The 16332-nt window shown below is 72.5% G+C and carries 15 protein-coding genes; 11 read left to right on the forward strand and 4 right to left on the reverse strand.

All coding sequences use genetic code 11. From position 1 onward, the window contains the following. The first annotated feature begins 116 nt into the window (after window positions 1-116). From SLV14N_RS31250 to SLV14N_RS31285, 8 genes are all read left to right on the forward strand, one after another. Window positions 117-773, forward strand: coding sequence for a TetR/AcrR family transcriptional regulator (locus SLV14N_RS31250; protein ID WP_263271961.1), 657 nt, complete (start codon window positions 117-119; stop codon window positions 771-773). Further along, the gene (locus SLV14N_RS31255) at window positions 770-1018 is read left to right on the forward strand and encodes a hypothetical protein (RefSeq protein ID WP_208688343.1); all 249 of its coding nucleotides are present in this window, start codon (window positions 770-772) and stop codon (window positions 1016-1018) included. Before SLV14N_RS31250 ends, SLV14N_RS31255 begins: the two co-directional genes overlap by 4 nt. 134 nt (window positions 1019-1152) lie before the next feature. Beyond that, on the forward strand, window positions 1153-2604 hold the full coding sequence (locus tag SLV14N_RS31260; protein ID WP_263271962.1) for a CitMHS family transporter: 1452 nt from the start codon (window positions 1153-1155) through the stop codon (window positions 2602-2604). Further along, window positions 2605-3981, forward strand: a complete 1377-nt coding sequence (locus SLV14N_RS31265) for an MFS transporter (RefSeq protein WP_263271963.1) — start codon at window positions 2605-2607, stop codon at window positions 3979-3981. Between the two features lie 97 nt (window positions 3982-4078). After that, on the forward strand, window positions 4079-4975 hold the full coding sequence (locus SLV14N_RS31270) for an NAD(P)-dependent oxidoreductase (RefSeq protein ID WP_263271964.1): 897 nt from the start codon (window positions 4079-4081) through the stop codon (window positions 4973-4975). A 423-nt stretch (window positions 4976-5398) separates the two neighbouring features. Next, complete coding sequence (locus SLV14N_RS31275) at window positions 5399-6796, forward strand: aldehyde dehydrogenase family protein (RefSeq protein ID WP_263271966.1); 1398 nt, start codon at window positions 5399-5401, stop codon at window positions 6794-6796. 86 nt (window positions 6797-6882) lie between these two features. Then, entirely contained in the window at window positions 6883-7965 is a 1083-nt protein-coding gene (locus SLV14N_RS31280; protein WP_263271967.1) for a zinc-binding dehydrogenase, read from the forward strand. Between the two features lie 162 nt (window positions 7966-8127). Beyond that, window positions 8128-9507, forward strand: a complete 1380-nt coding sequence (locus SLV14N_RS31285) for an MFS transporter (protein ID WP_208685545.1) — start codon at window positions 8128-8130, stop codon at window positions 9505-9507. Between the two features lie 108 nt (window positions 9508-9615). Here SLV14N_RS31285 and SLV14N_RS31290 read toward each other — a convergent pair whose 3' ends face one another. Then, window positions 9616-10263, reverse strand: coding sequence for a TetR/AcrR family transcriptional regulator (locus SLV14N_RS31290; protein ID WP_208685548.1), 648 nt, complete (start codon window positions 10261-10263; stop codon window positions 9616-9618). Between the two features lie 99 nt (window positions 10264-10362). On the opposite strand from SLV14N_RS31290, the gene SLV14N_RS31295 reads away from it, so the two are divergent. After that, entirely contained in the window at window positions 10363-11514 is a 1152-nt protein-coding gene (locus SLV14N_RS31295) for an acyl-CoA dehydrogenase family protein (protein WP_208685551.1), read from the forward strand. A 122-nt stretch (window positions 11515-11636) separates the two neighbouring features. After that, window positions 11637-12269 carry a TetR/AcrR family transcriptional regulator gene (locus SLV14N_RS31300; protein ID WP_208685554.1) on the forward strand — a complete coding sequence of 211 codons (633 nt, stop codon included), beginning with the start codon at window positions 11637-11639 and terminating at the stop codon, window positions 12267-12269. A gap of 137 nt (window positions 12270-12406) precedes the next feature. Here the strand turns inward: SLV14N_RS31300 and SLV14N_RS31305 are convergent, their stop codons facing one another. Further along, window positions 12407-12868 (reverse strand): MaoC family dehydratase, encoded by a 462-nt coding sequence (locus SLV14N_RS31305; RefSeq protein ID WP_208685555.1) that lies wholly within the window; start codon window positions 12866-12868, stop codon window positions 12407-12409. Between the two features lie 127 nt (window positions 12869-12995). Here SLV14N_RS31305 and soxR point away from each other — a divergent pair, with 127 nt between their 5' ends. After that, window positions 12996-13589 carry a redox-sensitive transcriptional activator SoxR gene (soxR, locus tag SLV14N_RS31310; protein ID WP_208685558.1) on the forward strand — a complete coding sequence of 198 codons (594 nt, stop codon included), beginning with the start codon at window positions 12996-12998 and terminating at the stop codon, window positions 13587-13589. 52 nt (window positions 13590-13641) lie between these two features. Here soxR and SLV14N_RS31315 read toward each other — a convergent pair whose 3' ends face one another. Both SLV14N_RS31315 and SLV14N_RS31320 read right to left on the reverse strand, forming a co-directional pair. Beyond that, the gene (locus SLV14N_RS31315; RefSeq protein WP_263271971.1) at window positions 13642-15081 is read right to left on the reverse strand and encodes an amidase; all 1440 of its coding nucleotides are present in this window, start codon (window positions 15079-15081) and stop codon (window positions 13642-13644) included. Window positions 15082-15525: 444 nt separating this feature from the next. Continuing rightward, window positions 15526-16134 carry a hypothetical protein gene (locus SLV14N_RS31320; protein ID WP_208685563.1) on the reverse strand — a complete coding sequence of 203 codons (609 nt, stop codon included), beginning with the start codon at window positions 16132-16134 and terminating at the stop codon, window positions 15526-15528. Window positions 16135-16332: the final 198 nt, after the last annotated feature.

Consider the following 16332-nt stretch of genomic DNA (forward strand, 5'->3'; position numbering starts at 1 on the left):
CAACGATGGGGGTGCCTCCCTGTTCGGGTAACGCCGAGAACTTGGGGGATCCCGGCCGCGTCGGCCGGATCGTTGCGCCCGTGCACCGCCCGCCCCGTGGCGGGCAGGATGGTCGGGTGCAGCAGCCGACCCCTCGCCCCGCCCGGCCAACCCCCTCCCTCCGTCGTGCGCCCGTCCAGCAGCGCAGCGCCCAGCGGTTGGCCAGAATCCTCGACGCCTGTGCCGAGGTGCTGGAGGAGACCGGATACGAGGACCTGAGCACCCGGGCCGTGGCCGGTCGGGCCGGGGTCCCGATCGGCTCCGTCTACCGCTTCTTCCCCAACAAGCGCGCCATGGCCGAGGCCCTCGCCCGGCGCAATCTCGACGCCTATGCGGACCGCATCACCGCCCGGCTGACCGCCCCGGCGCACACCCCGCTCCAGTGGCGCCATGCGATGGATGTGGTGGTCGACGAATACCTCGCCATGAAGCGGACGGTGCCGGGCTTCGCCCTGGTGGAGTTCACCGTCCCCGCCCCGAGCGCCACCCGGCAGGCCAACTACGAGGTCGCGGACCGGCTGCTGGCCCTCTTTGCCGGCCCGCTCGGACTGGACGCCGCCGACGAGCGGCTGCGCACCGCCTTCCTGGTAGGCGTCGAGACGGCCGATGCGCTGCTCCAGCTCGCCTTCCGTGCGGACCCGGCCGGCGATCCGGCCCTCGTCACGGAGACCAAGCTGCTGCTGCGGTCCTATCTGGCGCGCTATCTGGACGGGGCGGATGCCGGGGAGGAGTGAGAGCCGCCTTCGCCGGGGTGGACGCCGACCCCGACCGGCTCGGCCACCCCCTGGTGCGGCGCGACCGCACCGATCGCCTCCTGGTCATCGGCGCTCTGGCCTGCGGGTTGCTTGGCCGGCCGGCGGTCGCCGCCGCCGACCCCGGCGTCAACGTCAACCAGTTGAACTCCGGACGGGTGCTGGACCCGCTCTCGGGTGCCGCAGTGCTCAACGGACTGCCGGTTGTGCTCACGCCCGTCCGGTGACATCCCTATTGACCTGGGGTTTTGCTCGTATTGCTCGCGCGTCAAGGCCTTGTTAACAAAACTTTGCGGGACCTAACGTCACCTGAACCGCCACCCCCGGCAGATGTTCAAGGGCGAACGTGAGGTAACCCCCAATGCTGACAATCCTCGGATTTGTCATGATCGCCGCCTTCCTGGTGCTGATCATGATGAAGAAGATGTCACCGATGGCAGCGCTTGTGCTGATTCCGGCGCTGTTCTGCGTCCTGGTCGGACAGGGCGCGCACCTGGGCGACTATGTCCTCAAGGGCATCGGTGACCTGGCCCCCACCGCCGCGATGCTGATGTTCGCCATCATCTACTTCGGGGTGATGATCGACGTCGGTCTCTTCGACCCGATCGTCCGCGGCATCCTCAAGTTCTGCAAGGCCGACCCGGTGCGGGTGGTGGTCGGCACGGCGCTGCTCGCCGCGATCGTCTCGCTCGACGGCGACGGCTCCACCACCTTCATGATCACCGTCTCGGCGCTCTACCCGCTCTACAAGCGGCTGAAGATGAGCCTCGTGGTGATGACCGGTGTCGCCGCCACCGCCAACGGCGTGATGAACACCCTCCCGTGGGGCGGCCCGACCGCCCGTGCCGCCACCGCGCTCAAGCTCGACGCCGGCGACATCTTCGTCCCGATGATCCCCGCCCTGGCCGTCGGCCTGGTCGCGGTCTTCGCCCTCGCGTACGTCCTCGGCCGGCGCGAGCGCAAGCGGCTCGGCGTACTGACCCTCGACGACACCCGGCCGGTGACCGGGACCGTGGCCGAGAAGGAGACCGAGCAGGTCCTGGTCGGCGCGGGCACCGGAGCCACCGGCGGCACCCCGGGCGGTACGCGGAGCACCACCGGCGGTGCGGGCACCGGAGCCGACGACGCGCCGGCCGCCGGCTCCGGCGAGCAGGCCGACGATGACGACGGCCTCCAGGTCCTGGACCCGCAGCGCGCCACCCTGCGCCCCAAGCTCTACTGGTTCAACGCCGCGCTCACCCTCGCGCTGCTCACCCTGCTGATCCTGCAGACGCTGCCGATCCCGGTGCTCTTCCTGCTCGGCGCCGCCCTCGCGCTCACTGTCAACTTCCCGCACATGAAGGACCAGAAGGCCCGCGTCGCCGCGCACGCCGAGAACGTGCTCAACGTCTCCGGCATGGTCTTCGCCGCCGCCGTCTTCACCGGCGTGCTCACCGGCACCGGCATGGTCGAGCACATGGCCCGCTGGCTGGTCAGCGGCGTCCCCGACGCGCTCGGCCCGCACATGGGCATCGTCACCGGAGTCCTCAGCATCCCGCTGACCTACTTCATGTCCAACGACGGCTTCTACTTCGGCATCGTGCCGATCCTCGCCGAGGCCGGTGCCGCCCACGGCGTCGCTCCCATCGAGATCGCCCGCGCCTCCCTCGTCGGACAGGCGCTGCACATGTCCAGCCCGCTCGTCCCCGCCGTCTACGTCCTCGTCGGGATGGCCAAGGTCGAGTTCGGCGACCACACCAAGTTCACCGTCAAATGGGCCGCACTGACCTCCCTGGTGGTCCTGTGCGCCGGTGTGCTCTTCGGCATCATCTAGATGACCGGCACCGACACCCGGAGGCCCGGCAGGGGATGGCTGCTGCGTCTGGTCCTCACCTTCTCCTTCGCGCAAGGAGCGGTGAGCATGGCCAGGCCGGCCGTCTCCTACCGGGCCCTCGCCCTGGGCGCCGACGAACGCGCCATCGGCGTGATCACCGCCGTCTACGCCCTGCTGCCGCTGCTCGTCGCCGTCCCGCTCGGCCGCCGTACCGACCACGGCCGCTGCGCCCCGCTGCTGGTGACCGGGGTGGCGCTGATCAGCGGCGGCTGCGCGCTCAGCGGCCTGGCCGGCTCCCTGCCCGCGATGGCCGCCTGGAGCGGGGTGATGGGGCTGGGGCACCTCTGCTTCGTCATCGGCGCCCAGTCGATCGTCGCCCGCCGCAGCGCCCCCGAGGACCGCGACCGCAACTTCGGCCACTTCACCATCGGCGCCTCCCTCGGCCAGCTCATCGGCCCGGCCGCCGCCGGGCTCGTCATCTCCGAGCACGACGGCCGGATGGCCCCGACGAGCGCCACCGCCCTGCTTGTCTCCGGCGCGGTCGCCGCCGTCTCCTACGCCTCGCTCTGGCGCCTCGAACAGCGCACCCGCACCACCCCGTCCGGCGCCCCGGCCCCGGCGGCCGGACCTCCGGTCCCGGTCCGCGGCATCCTGCGGACCCGGGGCGTACCGGCCGGCATCTTCATGAGCCTGGCGGTGCTCTCGGCCACCGACATCCTCACCGCCTACCTCCCCGTCATCGGTGAGGACCGCGCCATCGCCCCCACCACCATCGGCCTGCTGCTCAGCCTGCGAGCCGCGGCCACCATCGCCTGCCGGCTGGTGATGACACCGATGATCCGGTGGCTGGGGCGTACCGCGCTGATGGTGGTCAGCTGCGCACTGGCCGGTGTGCTGTGCGGCGGTCTGGTGCTGCCGGTGCCGGTGTGGGCGCTGGCCGCGATGCTGCTCGCCCTCGGCTTCTGTCTCGGCGTCGGCCAGCCGCTGTCGATGACGACGGTCGTGCAGGCCGCCCCCGAACGGGCCCGCAGTACGGCACTGGCGCTCCGTCTCACCGGCAACCGCCTCGGCCAGGTCGCCGCCCCGGCCGGCGCCGGACTGCTCGCCGGGGTCGCCGGCACCGCCGCGCCCTTCGTCCTGCTCGGCGGGCTGCTGCTGGCCTCCGCCGCGATGGCCGCCCGTACGGGCCAGGAGCGGGGCGGTGGCACCGCACCCGGCGCGGGCGGGGCGCCCGCGCCGACGGCGGAGGAGGCCGGACCGACGGCGGAGGAGACCGGGCCGGGGGCGGACGAAGCCGGACGGACGGCGGAGGGGACCGGGCCGGGGCGGGTGGGCCACGGCACCGGCGGCCCGCAAGTCCGCCCGAAGGGACCGTAAGCAGACCCGAAGGGAACCGTAAGCACAGCTCGGCAGGGTGGTGTGCACAGCGGGTCCGGCATCGGGCCGGGCCCGCACCGCAGGTGAGGAGCACACCATGAGCAATGCCAACGACCCCCGCACACCGGTGACCGTGCTCGGCCTCGGCGCCATGGGCAGCGCACTGGCCGGCGCCCTCGTCCGGGCCGGGCACCCCACGACGGTGTGGAACCGTACGCCGGGCAAGGCCGAGGCCCTGGTGGCGCGCGGCGCGGTCCGCGCGGACACGGTGGCCGAGGCGGTGGCCGCCAGTCCGCTGGTGATCGTGTGCGTGGTGGACTACGCCGCGGTCCGCGAGATCCTGGAGCCGGCCGGTCCCCAGCTGTCCGGCCGGATCCTGGTCAACCTGACGTCCGACACCCCGGAGCGCGCGCGGTCCGTCGCCGTCTGGGCCGCCGGACAGGGCGTCGACTACCTCGACGGCGCGGTCATGGTGCCGACGCCGGACGTCGGGCAGCCCGGCGCGACCCTCCTCTACAGCGGCTCGCGGCAGGCGTTCGAGACCTACGAGGAGACGCTGAAGGTGCTGGGCGGCCGGGCGGCGTACCTCGGCGACGACCACGCCGTGGCCGCCGTGTACGACCTCGCCCTGCTCGCCTTCTTCTACTCCGCGATGGCGGGCCTGGTGCACGCCTTCGCGCTGGCCGGCGCCGAGGGCGTCCCGGCCAAGGAGTTCGTCCCGTTCACGGAGGCGATCGCCGACATCCTGCCGCCCCTCGCCGCGGTCATGGCGCAGGATCTGGACCGCGGGGTCCTCCGGAGCGACCAGGACAACATCGTCATGGAGGCGGCGGGCATGGCGCACATCATCGAGGCCTCCGTGGACCGTGGGATCAACACCGATGTGCTCGACGCCGTCAAGGGCCTCGCGGACCGGACCATCGCCGCGGGCCACGGCAAGGCGGGATTCATCAGCACCATCGAGGAAATGCGCAAGCCGTCGCCCAAGGGGTGAGGGCGGGGCCTCGTCGGGCGTCGAAGTATGCGGAGCGGGGCCGCCCGCAGAAGATCACGGGGCGTTGATGGTTCAGCCGCCGCAGCCGCCGCAGCCGTCGATGTCGTCATCACATCCGTCCACATGCCGCGCTCCCGCCCTCGGTGCGAGATGCCCGATGGTGGCCCCGTCGGCATCTTTCCGCAATGTGGAATGCTTGCCTTTCGGACTGGCGAGGGGAGTCGATGCCGGCAGGCGGCCGATCGGTGGGGCGGCGTGTTGGTCCGGGCTTCTGGACCGCGAACATGCCGCGAGGTCACGACCGCCCAGCTCGGCCTCTCGTGGCCACCGTCACCCCGCCTCAGGGGGCGGGGTCCCTGGCGGCGTAAAACTACCGGCGCTAGTTTGGGTGCTGACCACCGGCCGACGCGGGAGGACCACGACGTGAAGCAGCACGACGCGATGTACATCGACGGAAGCTGGCGGCCCGCCGAGGGCGGCGGGACGATCGAGGTCGTCAACCCGGCCGACGAGCAGGTGATCGCGGCCGTCCCGGCCGGCTCCGCGCAGGACGTGGACGCCGCCGTACGGGCCGCCCGTGCCGCACTGCCGGGCTGGGCGGCCACCCCGCCCGGGGAGCGGGCGGACCGGCTGGCCGCACTGCGCGACCAGCTCGCCGCCCGGGCCGAGGAGGTGGCCGCGACCGTCACCGCCGAGCTCGGCTCGCCGCTCGCCTTCAGTACGGCGGTGCATGCCGGGGTGCCGGTCGCGGTCTGCGGCTCGTATGCCGAACTGGCCCGTACGTACCCCTTCGAGGAGACCATCGGCAACTCCACCGTGCTGCACGAACCGGTCGGCGTGGTCGGCGCGATCACGCCGTGGAACTACCCGCTCCACCAGATCGTCGCCAAGGTCGCCCCGGCGCTCGCGGCCGGCTGCACGGTGGTGCTCAAGCCCGCTGAGGACACCCCGCTGGTCGCCCAGCTGTTCGCCGAGTGCGTCGACGCGGCCGGGATACCCGCGGGTGTCTTCAATCTCGTCACCGGCCTCGGCCCGGTCGCCGGGCAGGCGCTCGCCGAGCACGACGGGGTCGATCTGGTCTCCTTCACCGGCTCGACGGCCGTCGGTAAGCGGATCGGTGCCCTCGCGGGCGCCGCGGTCAAGAGGGTGGCGCTGGAGCTGGGCGGCAAGTCCGCCAATGTCATCCTGCCTGGCGCCGACCTGCCCAAGGCCGTCGCGGTCGGCGTCGCGAACGTGATGGCCAACTCCGGCCAGACCTGCAGCGCCTGGACCCGGATGCTGGTCCACCGGGACCACTACGCCGAGGCGGTGGAGCTGGCGACGGCGGCCGCCGCGAAGTACGTACCCGGCGAGAGGGTCGGCCCGCTGGTCAACGCCTCCCAGCGGGAGCGGGTGCGTGGCTATGTGGCGCAGGGCATCGCCGAGGGCGCGCGGGCCGTGGCGGGCGGCCCGGAGGCGCCCGTCCCCGCGACGGGCTACTACGTCGCACCGACCGTCTTCGCGGACGTCACCCCGGAGATGACCATCGCCCGGGAGGAGATCTTCGGCCCGGTCCTGTCGATCCTGAAGTACGAGGACGAGGACGACGCCGCGCGGATCGCCAACGACACGATCTACGGCCTGGCCGGTGCGGTCTGGGCGGACGACGAGGCCACGGCGGTCGCCTTCGCCCGGCGTCTGCACACCGGGCAGGTCGACATCAACGGCGGCCGCTTCAACCCCCTTGCTCCGTTCGGCGGTTACAAGCAGTCCGGCGTCGGCCGGGAGCTGGGCCCGCACGGCCTGTCCGAATATCTGCAGACCAAGTCGCTGCAGCTCTGATCCGGCCGGGCGGCGGGGGACCACAGCCGTCCCCCGCCGCGAGGCCCGCCCGTCCCGCCCGCCGCACTGCGCACCGAGGAGTCCTTGTGGTCCGCGCCGCCGTACTGCCCGCCGTCAACGCCCCCCTGGAGATCACCGAGATCGACCTGCCCGAGCCCGGCCCCGGCCAGGTCCGCATCCGGCTCGCCGCCGCCGGCGTCTGCCACTCCGATCTCTCCCTGTCCAACGGCACCCTGCGCCAGCCCGCCCCGGCCGTCCTCGGGCACGAGGGCGCGGGCACCGTCACCGCGGTCGGCCCCGGGGTGACCACGGTGGCCCCCGGCGACCAGGTCGTCCTCAACTGGGCGCCGTCCTGCGGTGATTGCCACTTCTGCGGCCTTGCCGAGCCCTGGCTGTGCGCGCATTCCGGCCTCGCCGCGAACGCCCCGTACGCCAGGCGTGCCGACGACGCCACCGAGCTCTACCCCGGTCTGGGCACCGCCGTGTTCGCCGAGGAGACCGTGGTCTGCGCACGCGCCGCGCTGCCGCTGCCGGACGGGGTGCCGCTCGCCGATGCCGCGCTGCTCGGCTGCGCGATGCTCACCGGCTGGGGCGCCGTGCACCACAGCGCCCGGGTGCGCGCGGGGGAGTCGGTCGTGGTCTTCGGTGTGGGCGGGGTGGGCCTGGCCACGCTGCAGGCCGCGCGGATCGCGGGCGCCGGGCCGATCGTGGCCGTGGACGTCTCGCCGGCGAAGGAGGAGCTGGCCCGCTCGGCGGGCGCCACCGAGTTCCTGGTGGCGGGCGACGACACCGCCAAGCGCATCCGCAAGCTCACCGGCGGTATGGGCGCCGATGTCGCCGTGGAGTGCGTGGGCCGCGCCGACACCATCCGTACGGCCTGGTCGGCGACCCGCCGCGGTGGCCGTACGACGGTCGTCGGCATCGGCGGCCAGGACCAGCAGGTGTCCTTCTCCGCCCTGGAACTCTTCTACTTCGGCCGGACCCTCTCCGGCTGTGTCTACGGCAACACCGACCCCGCCCGCGACCTCCCGCTGATCGCCGGACACATCCGCTCCGGCGCCCTCGACCTCTCCACCCTGGTCACCGACCGGATCGGCCTCGCCGACATCCCGGCCGCCTTCGACGCCATGCTGGCGGGCAAGGGAGGGCGGGCGTTGGTGGTGTTCTAGGTGAGGGCGGGCCGTGGCGCGGGGCGCGCCACGGCCCGCATTCAGGGGGTGTCGAAAACTCGTGCTGCGTGGTCCGTTGACGCCGTACCGGCCGGTCGGTACGGTCGCCCGACATCACGGCGCCGCCCCCCTCCCCTCCCGCACCCCTCGGAGTGTGCACGCATGGACACGGCCCCCTCCGCGCCACACGGCAACACCGGTACCCCGCCCTCCCTCGGCAGCCGTCGCAGGGTCGCCACCGCCGCGGCCCTGGCCTCCGCCGTCGAGTGGTACGACTACTTCGTCTTCGGCATCGCCGCCGCACTCGTCCTCGGCCCCGCCTTCTTCCCCTCGGGCAGCGAGGCCGCCGGTGTGCTCGCCTCCTTCGCGACCTTCGCGGTGGGTTTTCTGGCCCGTCCCGTCGGCGGTGTGATCGCCGGTCAGCTCGGGGACCGGCGCGGCCGTAAGCCCATGCTGGTGCTCGCGCTGACCGTCATGGGGCTGGCCACCACCGCCATCGGCCTGCTCCCTTCGTACGACACCATCGGACTGGCCGCGCCGATCCTGCTGGTCGTCCTGCGGCTGCTGCAGGGCATCGCGGTCGGCGCCCAGTGGGGTGGCGCGATGCTGATGGCCACCGAATACGCCCCCGAGGGCAAACGCGGGCTGTACGGCTCGCTGGTGCAACTCGGCGTCCCCCTCGGCGTGATCACCGCCAACTCCGCCTTCCTGCTGGCCGGCGCGCTCACCGACGAGCGGTCCTTCAGCACTTGGGGCTGGCGGCTGCCCTTCCTCGTAGGCGTACTGGTGCTCCTCCTCGCCCGCTACATCCACACCCGCGTCGAGGAGACCCCCGCATTCCGGGCCGCGGAAGAGAAGCTGGCGACGGCCGAGCAGGCCGCCGCGGCACGCCGTTCCCCGCTGCGCGAGATCCTGCGGCACCATCTCCGCACGGTCCTGCTGGCCGGCGGCTCGTTCGCGGTCAACACCGCCACCTTCTACATCCTCATCACCGGCGTCCTGGACTACGCCACCCGCGAGCTGGACATGCGGCGCACCTCCGTACTGGCCGTCTCGCTGCTGGTCAGCCTCACCCAACTCGTCCTGATTCCGGCCGCCGCGGCGCTGTCCGACCGGATCGGCCGGCTGCGGGTCTATGCCGCGGGCGCCGTCGGGCTGCTGCTCTGGGCGGTGCCGATGTTCCTGCTCATCGACACCGCCTCGCTGGTGTGGCTGGGCGTCGGCACCTTCGTCGGCAGCTGCTTCCTGAGCATCATGTACGGGCCGCAGGCCGCGCTGTTCGCCGAACTGTTCACCGCCGAGATGCGCTACACCGGCGCCTCGCTCGGCTATCAGATCAGCGCCATCCTGGGCGGCGGACTCGCGCCCTTCCTGATGGTGCTGCTGCTGGAGGCGAGCGGCACGTCGATGGCGGTGTCCGGCTACATCATGGCGCTTTCCGTCATCGCGCTGGTGTCCATCTGGCTGCTGATCCGCCGCGCCGCGACGGCATCCGCACCGGGCGGTGGGGCCGAGCCGGGGGAGGCGAAGGCTCAGGGGTGACGGCAGCCCAGGGGGTGTCGTCCCTCGAGAGGTGACGCCCGCGGCTTCGGTGGCCGGTGGCGCGCGCCGGCCCCGTATCCGGCGTACGGGACCGGTGCCCCGCCGCGCTCAGCGGCCCTCCGGCGGTACGAGGTCCGGGTGTTGTAGTGCCAGGCCGTCCACCAGGGCCCGCAGGCCGGTTTCGAAGGCGCCCTCGTCCACCTGGCGTTGGTGTTCCGCGAGGAGGTGCGCCTGGCCCAGGTGGGGGTAGTCGGCGGGGTCATAGGCGCTCGGGTCGTCGACGAAGCCGCGGGCGAAGGAGCCCAGTGCGGAGCCGGCCACGAAGTAGCGGACCATGGCGCAGACCCTGGTGGCCTGGGCGGGCGGCCAGCCCGCGTCGACCATGCCGCCGAACGCCGCGTCGGCCATCTTCAGGCCGGCGGGGCGGCGGCCGGGGCCCTGGGCGAGGAACGGCACGATGTGCGGATGTGCGGCGAGCGCCGCGCGGTAGGAGCGGGCCCAGCCGAGCAGCCCGGTGCGCCAGTCCGTGCCGGTCTCGAACCCCGACACATCGACCTTGGCGATGACCGTGTCGGCCACCGCGTCGAGGATCTCGTCCTTGGTCGTGAAGTGGTTGTAGAGCGAGGGCCCGCTCACGCCCAACTCCGCCGCCAGGCGCCGGGTGGAGAGCGCCGGCAGCCCCTCGGAGTCGATGAGCGCCAGCGCCGTGGAGACGATGCGCTCGCGGCTCAGAAGGGGCTTGCGGGGTCGGGCCATGACGCACATAGTAGAGGCTGCCCACCAAAAACTAGCAGTGCTAATTAACTGTTTCTTGTCCATGTGCTCGTCCACGTTCTCGTCCACAAGGGGCCCGAGATGAACCTGGAGCTCAGCGCGGAGCAGACCGCGGCACGGCAGCTCGCCAAGGACTTCACCGACCGCGAGATCACCCCGTACGCCACCGCCTGGGACCGCGCGGAACAGGTCGACCGCGGCATCGTGAAGAAGCTCGGCGACCTCGGCTTCCTCGGGCTCACCGTCCCCGAGGAGTACGGCGGCTCCGGCGGCGACCACCTCTCGTACGTCCTGGTCACCGAGGAGCTGGGCCGCGGGGACTCCTCGGTGCGCGGCATCGTCTCGGTCTCCCTCGGACTGGTGGCCAAGACCGTCGCCGCGTGGGGCGACGAGGAACAGAAACGGGCATGGCTGCCGCGGCTCACCTCCGGCGACGCGGTCGGCTGCTTCGGCCTGACGGAGCCGGGCACCGGATCCGACGCCGCGAACCTCGCCACCCGGGCGGTCCGCGACGGGGACAGCTACGTCATCGACGGCGCCAAGATGTTCATCACCAACGGGACCTGGGCCGATGTGGTGCTGCTCTTCGCCCGCACCGGCGACGCCCCCGGCCACCAGGGCATCAGCGCCTTCCTCGTACCGGCCGACAGCCCCGGACTGGAGCGCCGCGAGATCCACGGGAAGCTGGGGCTGCGCGGCCAGGCCACCGCGGAGCTGGTCCTGGACGGCGTACGGGTCCCGGCCGCCGCGATGCTGGGCCCCGAGGGCAAGGGGTTCTCGGTCGCGATGTCCGCGCTGGCCAAGGGCCGGATGTCGGTCGCGGCCGGCTGTGTGGGCATCGCCCAGGCCGCCCTGGACGCCGCGCTCGGCTACGCGGGCGAGCGCGAGCAGTTCGGCAAGCCCATCGCCCGGCACCAGCTGGTGCAGGAGCTGATCAGCGATATCGCCGTGGACGTGGATGCCGCACGGCTGCTGACCTGGCGGGTCGCCGATCTGATCGACCGCGGCGAGCCGTTCGTCACCGCGGCGTCCAAGGCCAAGCTCTTCGCCTCCGAGGCCGCGGTGCGCGCCGCGAACAACGCCCTCCAGGTCTTCGGCGGCTACGGCTATATCGACGAGTACCCGGTCGGCAAGCTGCTGCGGGACGCACGCGTGATGACCCTGTACGAGGGCACCAGCCAGATACAGAAGCTGGTCATCGGGCGGGCGCTGACGGGGGTCTCCGCCTTCTGACCCGTACGATCACGGGGGACCCGCCCGCAGCCCGCCGGGCCCTAAGCGCTTGCTCAGCGGCGCGATATGGTGTTCGATCCGTCAGAGGAGGGTCCCTGGCGGGTCGAGGAGCGGGGTGCGCGATGGGTGCGGCGGCGGAGCGGGCCAAAGAGGAGAACGAGGAATGGGCCGGGGTGACCCCGGACGCCGCGCGACGGCTGGTCAGCGCCGCCGTCGAGGCCTTCGCCGAACGCGGCTACCACGCCACCACCACCCGTGACATCGCCGGCCGGGCCGGTATGAGCCCGGCCGCCCTCTACATCCACTACAAGACCAAGGAAGAGCTGCTCTACCGCATCAGCGGCATCGGTCACGAGAAGGCGCTGCGCATCATGGGCGCCGCCGCCGAGGCCGGGGGCAGCGCCACCGAGCGGCTCCGCGACGCCGTCCGCACCTTCGCCCGCTGGCACGCGGAGCACCACACCACCGCCCGGGTCATCCAGTACGAACTCCAGGCGCTGAGCCCCGAGCACTACACCGAGATCACCGGACTGCGCCGCCGGACCGACCGGCTGCTGCGGCAGATCATCCAGGACGGCGCGGACAGCGGGGAGTTCCGGGCCGACGACGTACCGGGCACCACCCTCGCGGTGCTGTCGCTGTGTGTGGACGTGGCCCGCTGGTTCACCTCGGACGGCCCGCGCACACCCGACGAGGTCGGCACCCTCTACGCCGACCTCGTGCTGCGCATGGTGGGTGCGTCGCCGGTCGCCTAGGGGGAGTCGCCCCCTGGGGCGCAGCCGATTCCTGCGGCGGGGCGGGCGGGCCGGCGGCGTCGGCCCCGCACCGGGTGCGCGCGGCCGACGCCGCGCCCCGGCCCGATCGGGCTGCCGCGCCCGCCCCGGCGCCCCCGCTACAGATAGAAGCGGCTGACCGTCTCCGCGACGCAGACCGGCTTGTCGCCGCCCTCGCGTTCGATCGTCACGACCGTGGCGAGCTGGACGCCGCCGGACACCTCGGTCACGTCCGCGATCCTGGCCGTGGCGCGCAGCCGCGAGCCGACCGGCACGGTGGAGGGGAAGCGCACCTTGTTGGTGCCGTAGTTGATGCCCATCTTCACGTTGTCGACCCGCATCAGCTGCGGGACGAGGGCGGGCAGCAGCGACAGCGTCAGATAGCCGTGCGCGATGGTGGTGCCGAAGGGGCCGGCCGCGGCCTTCTCCTGGTCCACATGGATCCACTGGTGATCGCCGGTGGCCTCCGCGAACAGATCGATCCGCTTCTGGTCGATCTCCAGCCAGTCGCTGGTGCCCAGCTCCTCACCGACCGCGGCCCGCAGTTCGTCGAGCGATCCAAACACTCGGGGCTCTGCCATCTCTTGTCTGCCTCCTCGGGATCCGTCCGCCGTTGGCGCGCATCGGCCGACGCTTACTAAGCGCTTGCTCAGAATGCGGAGTGCGGGCACCCGCTGTCAATGGCCGGACAGGCCATAGGGTTGAAGCGTGCCCCAGCTTCCGTACAAGGTTCATGAGCTCTCCGTCGGCCAGCTCTCCGCGCGTAGTGGCGCCGCGGTGTCCGCGCTGCACTTCTACGAGTCCAAGGGGCTGATCAGCAGCACCCGGACGGCGGGCAACCAGCGTCGCTACAGCCGTGACGCACTGCGCCGGGTCGCGTTCGTACGGGCGGCGCAGCGGGTCGGCATCCCGCTCGCGGTGATCCGTGACGCGCTGGCGGAGCTGCCCGACGAGCGCACCCCCAACCGCGCCGACTGGGCCCGGCTCTCCGAGGTCTGGCGCTCCGAGCTGGACGAGCGGATCAGTCAACTCGTCGAGCTGCGCGACCGGTTGACCGACTGCATCGGCTGCGGCTGCCTCTCGCTGGAGAAGTGCGCGCTGTCCAACCCGTACGACAACCTGGGCGAGCAGGGGCCCGGCGCGCGGCGGCTGCGGGTCGACCGGAGCGTCAGGGACCCGGAGGGGGCACAGTGGCGCGCCGGCGGCGATCAGCCGCCCGGCCCGGCGCTCCGGGACCAGCAGGACGGGCCGGACGGGCAGGACGAGCCTGACGAGCAGGGGTGCTGCCCGGAGGAGCGCTGAGCGCGGGCGCGCTCGCCCCGGGGCGGGACGAGCGCGCGGACTCCGGCCTCCGTCACCACATGGACGGGGTGCGCCCCGCCCACGGGCGGGCCTGCTCCAGCTGTGCCGACAGCGCGATCAGGGTGGCCTCGTCGCCGTACCGGCCGGCCAGCATCACCCCGATCGGCAGGCCCGCGGCGTTCCACTGCAGCGGGACGTTCACCGCGGGCTGACCGGTGGCGTTGTAGAGCGCGGTGAACGGGGTGAACGCGCCGAGGGCGGCGAACTCGGCCTGGGGATCGGCGTCATTGCGCAGCGCGCCGACCTCGGCCGGCGGCGCGGCCAGGGTCGGCGAGAGAATCACGTCGTAGCCCCCCGGCGGCATCAGACCGTCGGCCAGGGACTGGGCGAGCATCCGGAACGCATACATCGAGCGGGTGAAGTCCGTACCGGAGACCTCGGCGCCGCGCTCGCGCAGATAGCGGGTGAGCGGCATCAGCAGCTCCTCGCCCTCCGGCGGTACGGGGCGGCTCGCGGCCAGCACCGACCAGACGCGGGTGAAGGCGAGCAGGATGCTGTCGTCGGAGGGCAGCGACAACTCCTCGACCTCATGGCCGAGTCCGGTCAGCAGGGCGGCGGTCTCGGTGGTGGCGGTACGGCAGTCGGGGTGCACCTCGATGCCGGGGACGGGCGCCTCGGTGAGGCAGGCGATCCGCAGCCGTCCCGGGTCGCGGAGGGCGTGGGCGGCGAAGGTCTCCCCGGGCGGCAGCGACGGCGCCGTGAACGGGTCGCCGGGCATCGGCCCCGCCAGGACGTCCAGCAGGGTGGCCGCATCGGTGACCGTACGGGCCAGCGGTCCCGAGGTCGCCAGGCCCGAGACATCGTGCAGCAGCGGGCCGCTGCTGATCCGGCCGCGGCTGGGCTTGATGCCGAAGAGCCCGCAGACCGAGGCCGGTATCCGGATCGAGCCGCCGCCGTCGCTGGCGTGCGCGACGGGGGCCAGGCCGGCCGCCACGGCCGCGGCGGCCCCGCCGCTGGAGCCGCCCGCCGAGCGCGCCAGGTCCCACGGGGTGCGGGCGGGGGGTGCGAGGCCGTTCTCGGTGTAGCAGGGCAGCCCGAATTCGGGGGTGTTGGTCTTGCCGAGCAGAATCGTGCCGCCCGCCCGCAGCTTGCCGACCACATGGTCGTCGACGGTCGGCACATGCTCTGCCAGCGCCCGGGAACCCATCGTGCAGCGCACCCCCGCGACCTGGTTGAGGTCCTTCACCGGGACGGGAACGCCGTGCAGCGGCGGGAGTTCACGGCCCTCGCGGCGGGCCGCGGTGGCCTCGCTCTCCGCGTCGGAGGCCTGTTTGCGGGCGAGGTCGGGGGTACGGGTGAGGAAGGCGCCCAGCGAGTCGTCGAGCCGCTCGATCCGCGCGAGAAAGTGCTCGGTGAGTTCCACGGGGGAGAGCTCCCCGGACCGGATTCCCTGGGCCTGTTCGAGCGCGGTCAGATCGTGCAGTTCGGCCATGGACGTCCACCCTCTCCTACGGGCGCCCGCGCGGCCTGGTGCCGTACGGGCAGGAGGGCCGACGTCCGCCGGGCGCGATGCCGGTGGGGGTGGTCAGCCCGTGAACAGTTGTTTCAGTTTGAGGGACAGTTCGTAAAGGCCGTAGAGGAACAAAATGCCCACCCACAGTCAGACGAGGGCGTGCAGCAGGGCGCGGCGGGTGGTCACTGCTCGGCCCCCTTCGGGGTGGCGGTGCCGGCTGCGGACCGCGCGCCGGGCGCGGGCGGTTCATGGTGGCGGGGTGCACGGGACGGATCAGTTCGTTGGCGGCGAAGCCCACGGTCAGCGCATCGTTGCGACGGAACTGGCGCATGTCCCCGATGATGGCAGCGGGGTCTGACAATGCCCCGGGCCCCGGGCGCCCCCTTCGGCTCACGGAGGCGCCCGGTCGTCGTTCGGCGCCGGTCAGGCCGCCGCGAACGCCCCGTGGACCCGGCCCGCGGCGGTCAGTGCCTCAGGGGTCAGCACGGACACCGGGGCCAGCACCCCGCACTGCAGGCAGGCCGGCCCGGTCGCCGGGGAGTCGGCGGACTCCGGGAGCCAGGCGAAGCGGGTGCCGGCGCACACCGGGCAGTCGCGGCGTGGCCGCCCCGCCTCCATCGCGACGATCATGCGGCGCAGGACCACCGCGAGACGGGCCGCGGGGTGCCGTTGCGGGGACTCGCACGGCACGATGTCGCAGCCGCCCCAGGTCCGCCGGTGCCATTCGTCGAGGGCGCCGGGCTGCCGGATGCCGTCGTGCTTCTCCTTGCGGCGCCGGGCGGCGAACTCCTCCTCGTACGCGAGCCAGAGGGAACGGGCCTCCTCCAGCTCGGTGAGCGCGGCCACCAGCCGCGCCGGATCGGGATCGCGGTCCTGGGTCGCGATACCGGCCCGGGTGCACAGATGGTGCCAGGTCGCCCGATGCCCGTAAGGGGCGAAGCGTTCAAGGCACTTGCGCAGGGCGGTGCGTCGCTGTGTCGCGACGAGTCGTGGATTGCGGACCTGTTCTGCGAGGGCTCTGAAACCGGCCATTTCATCCCACCTCCGTGGGGAGGACCCGACTGGACGGCGATGGGACGTAGCCGATCACCACTTGGATCCATCGAACTTTCGTGCGGTTCTGCCGGCGGTTCTGCCGGTGGTGTTCCGCGGTGGCGTCGCCTCCGCGGCCCGATCTCCCCCGGGAAGAGCAAAAGTTGACTGTTGTTCATCTTCCGGTCAGGGATAACC

Source organism: Streptomyces sp. Je 1-4 4N24, assembly GCF_026239515.1.
Classification (GTDB): Bacteria; Actinomycetota; Actinomycetes; order Streptomycetales; family Streptomycetaceae; genus Streptomyces; species Streptomyces nigrescens.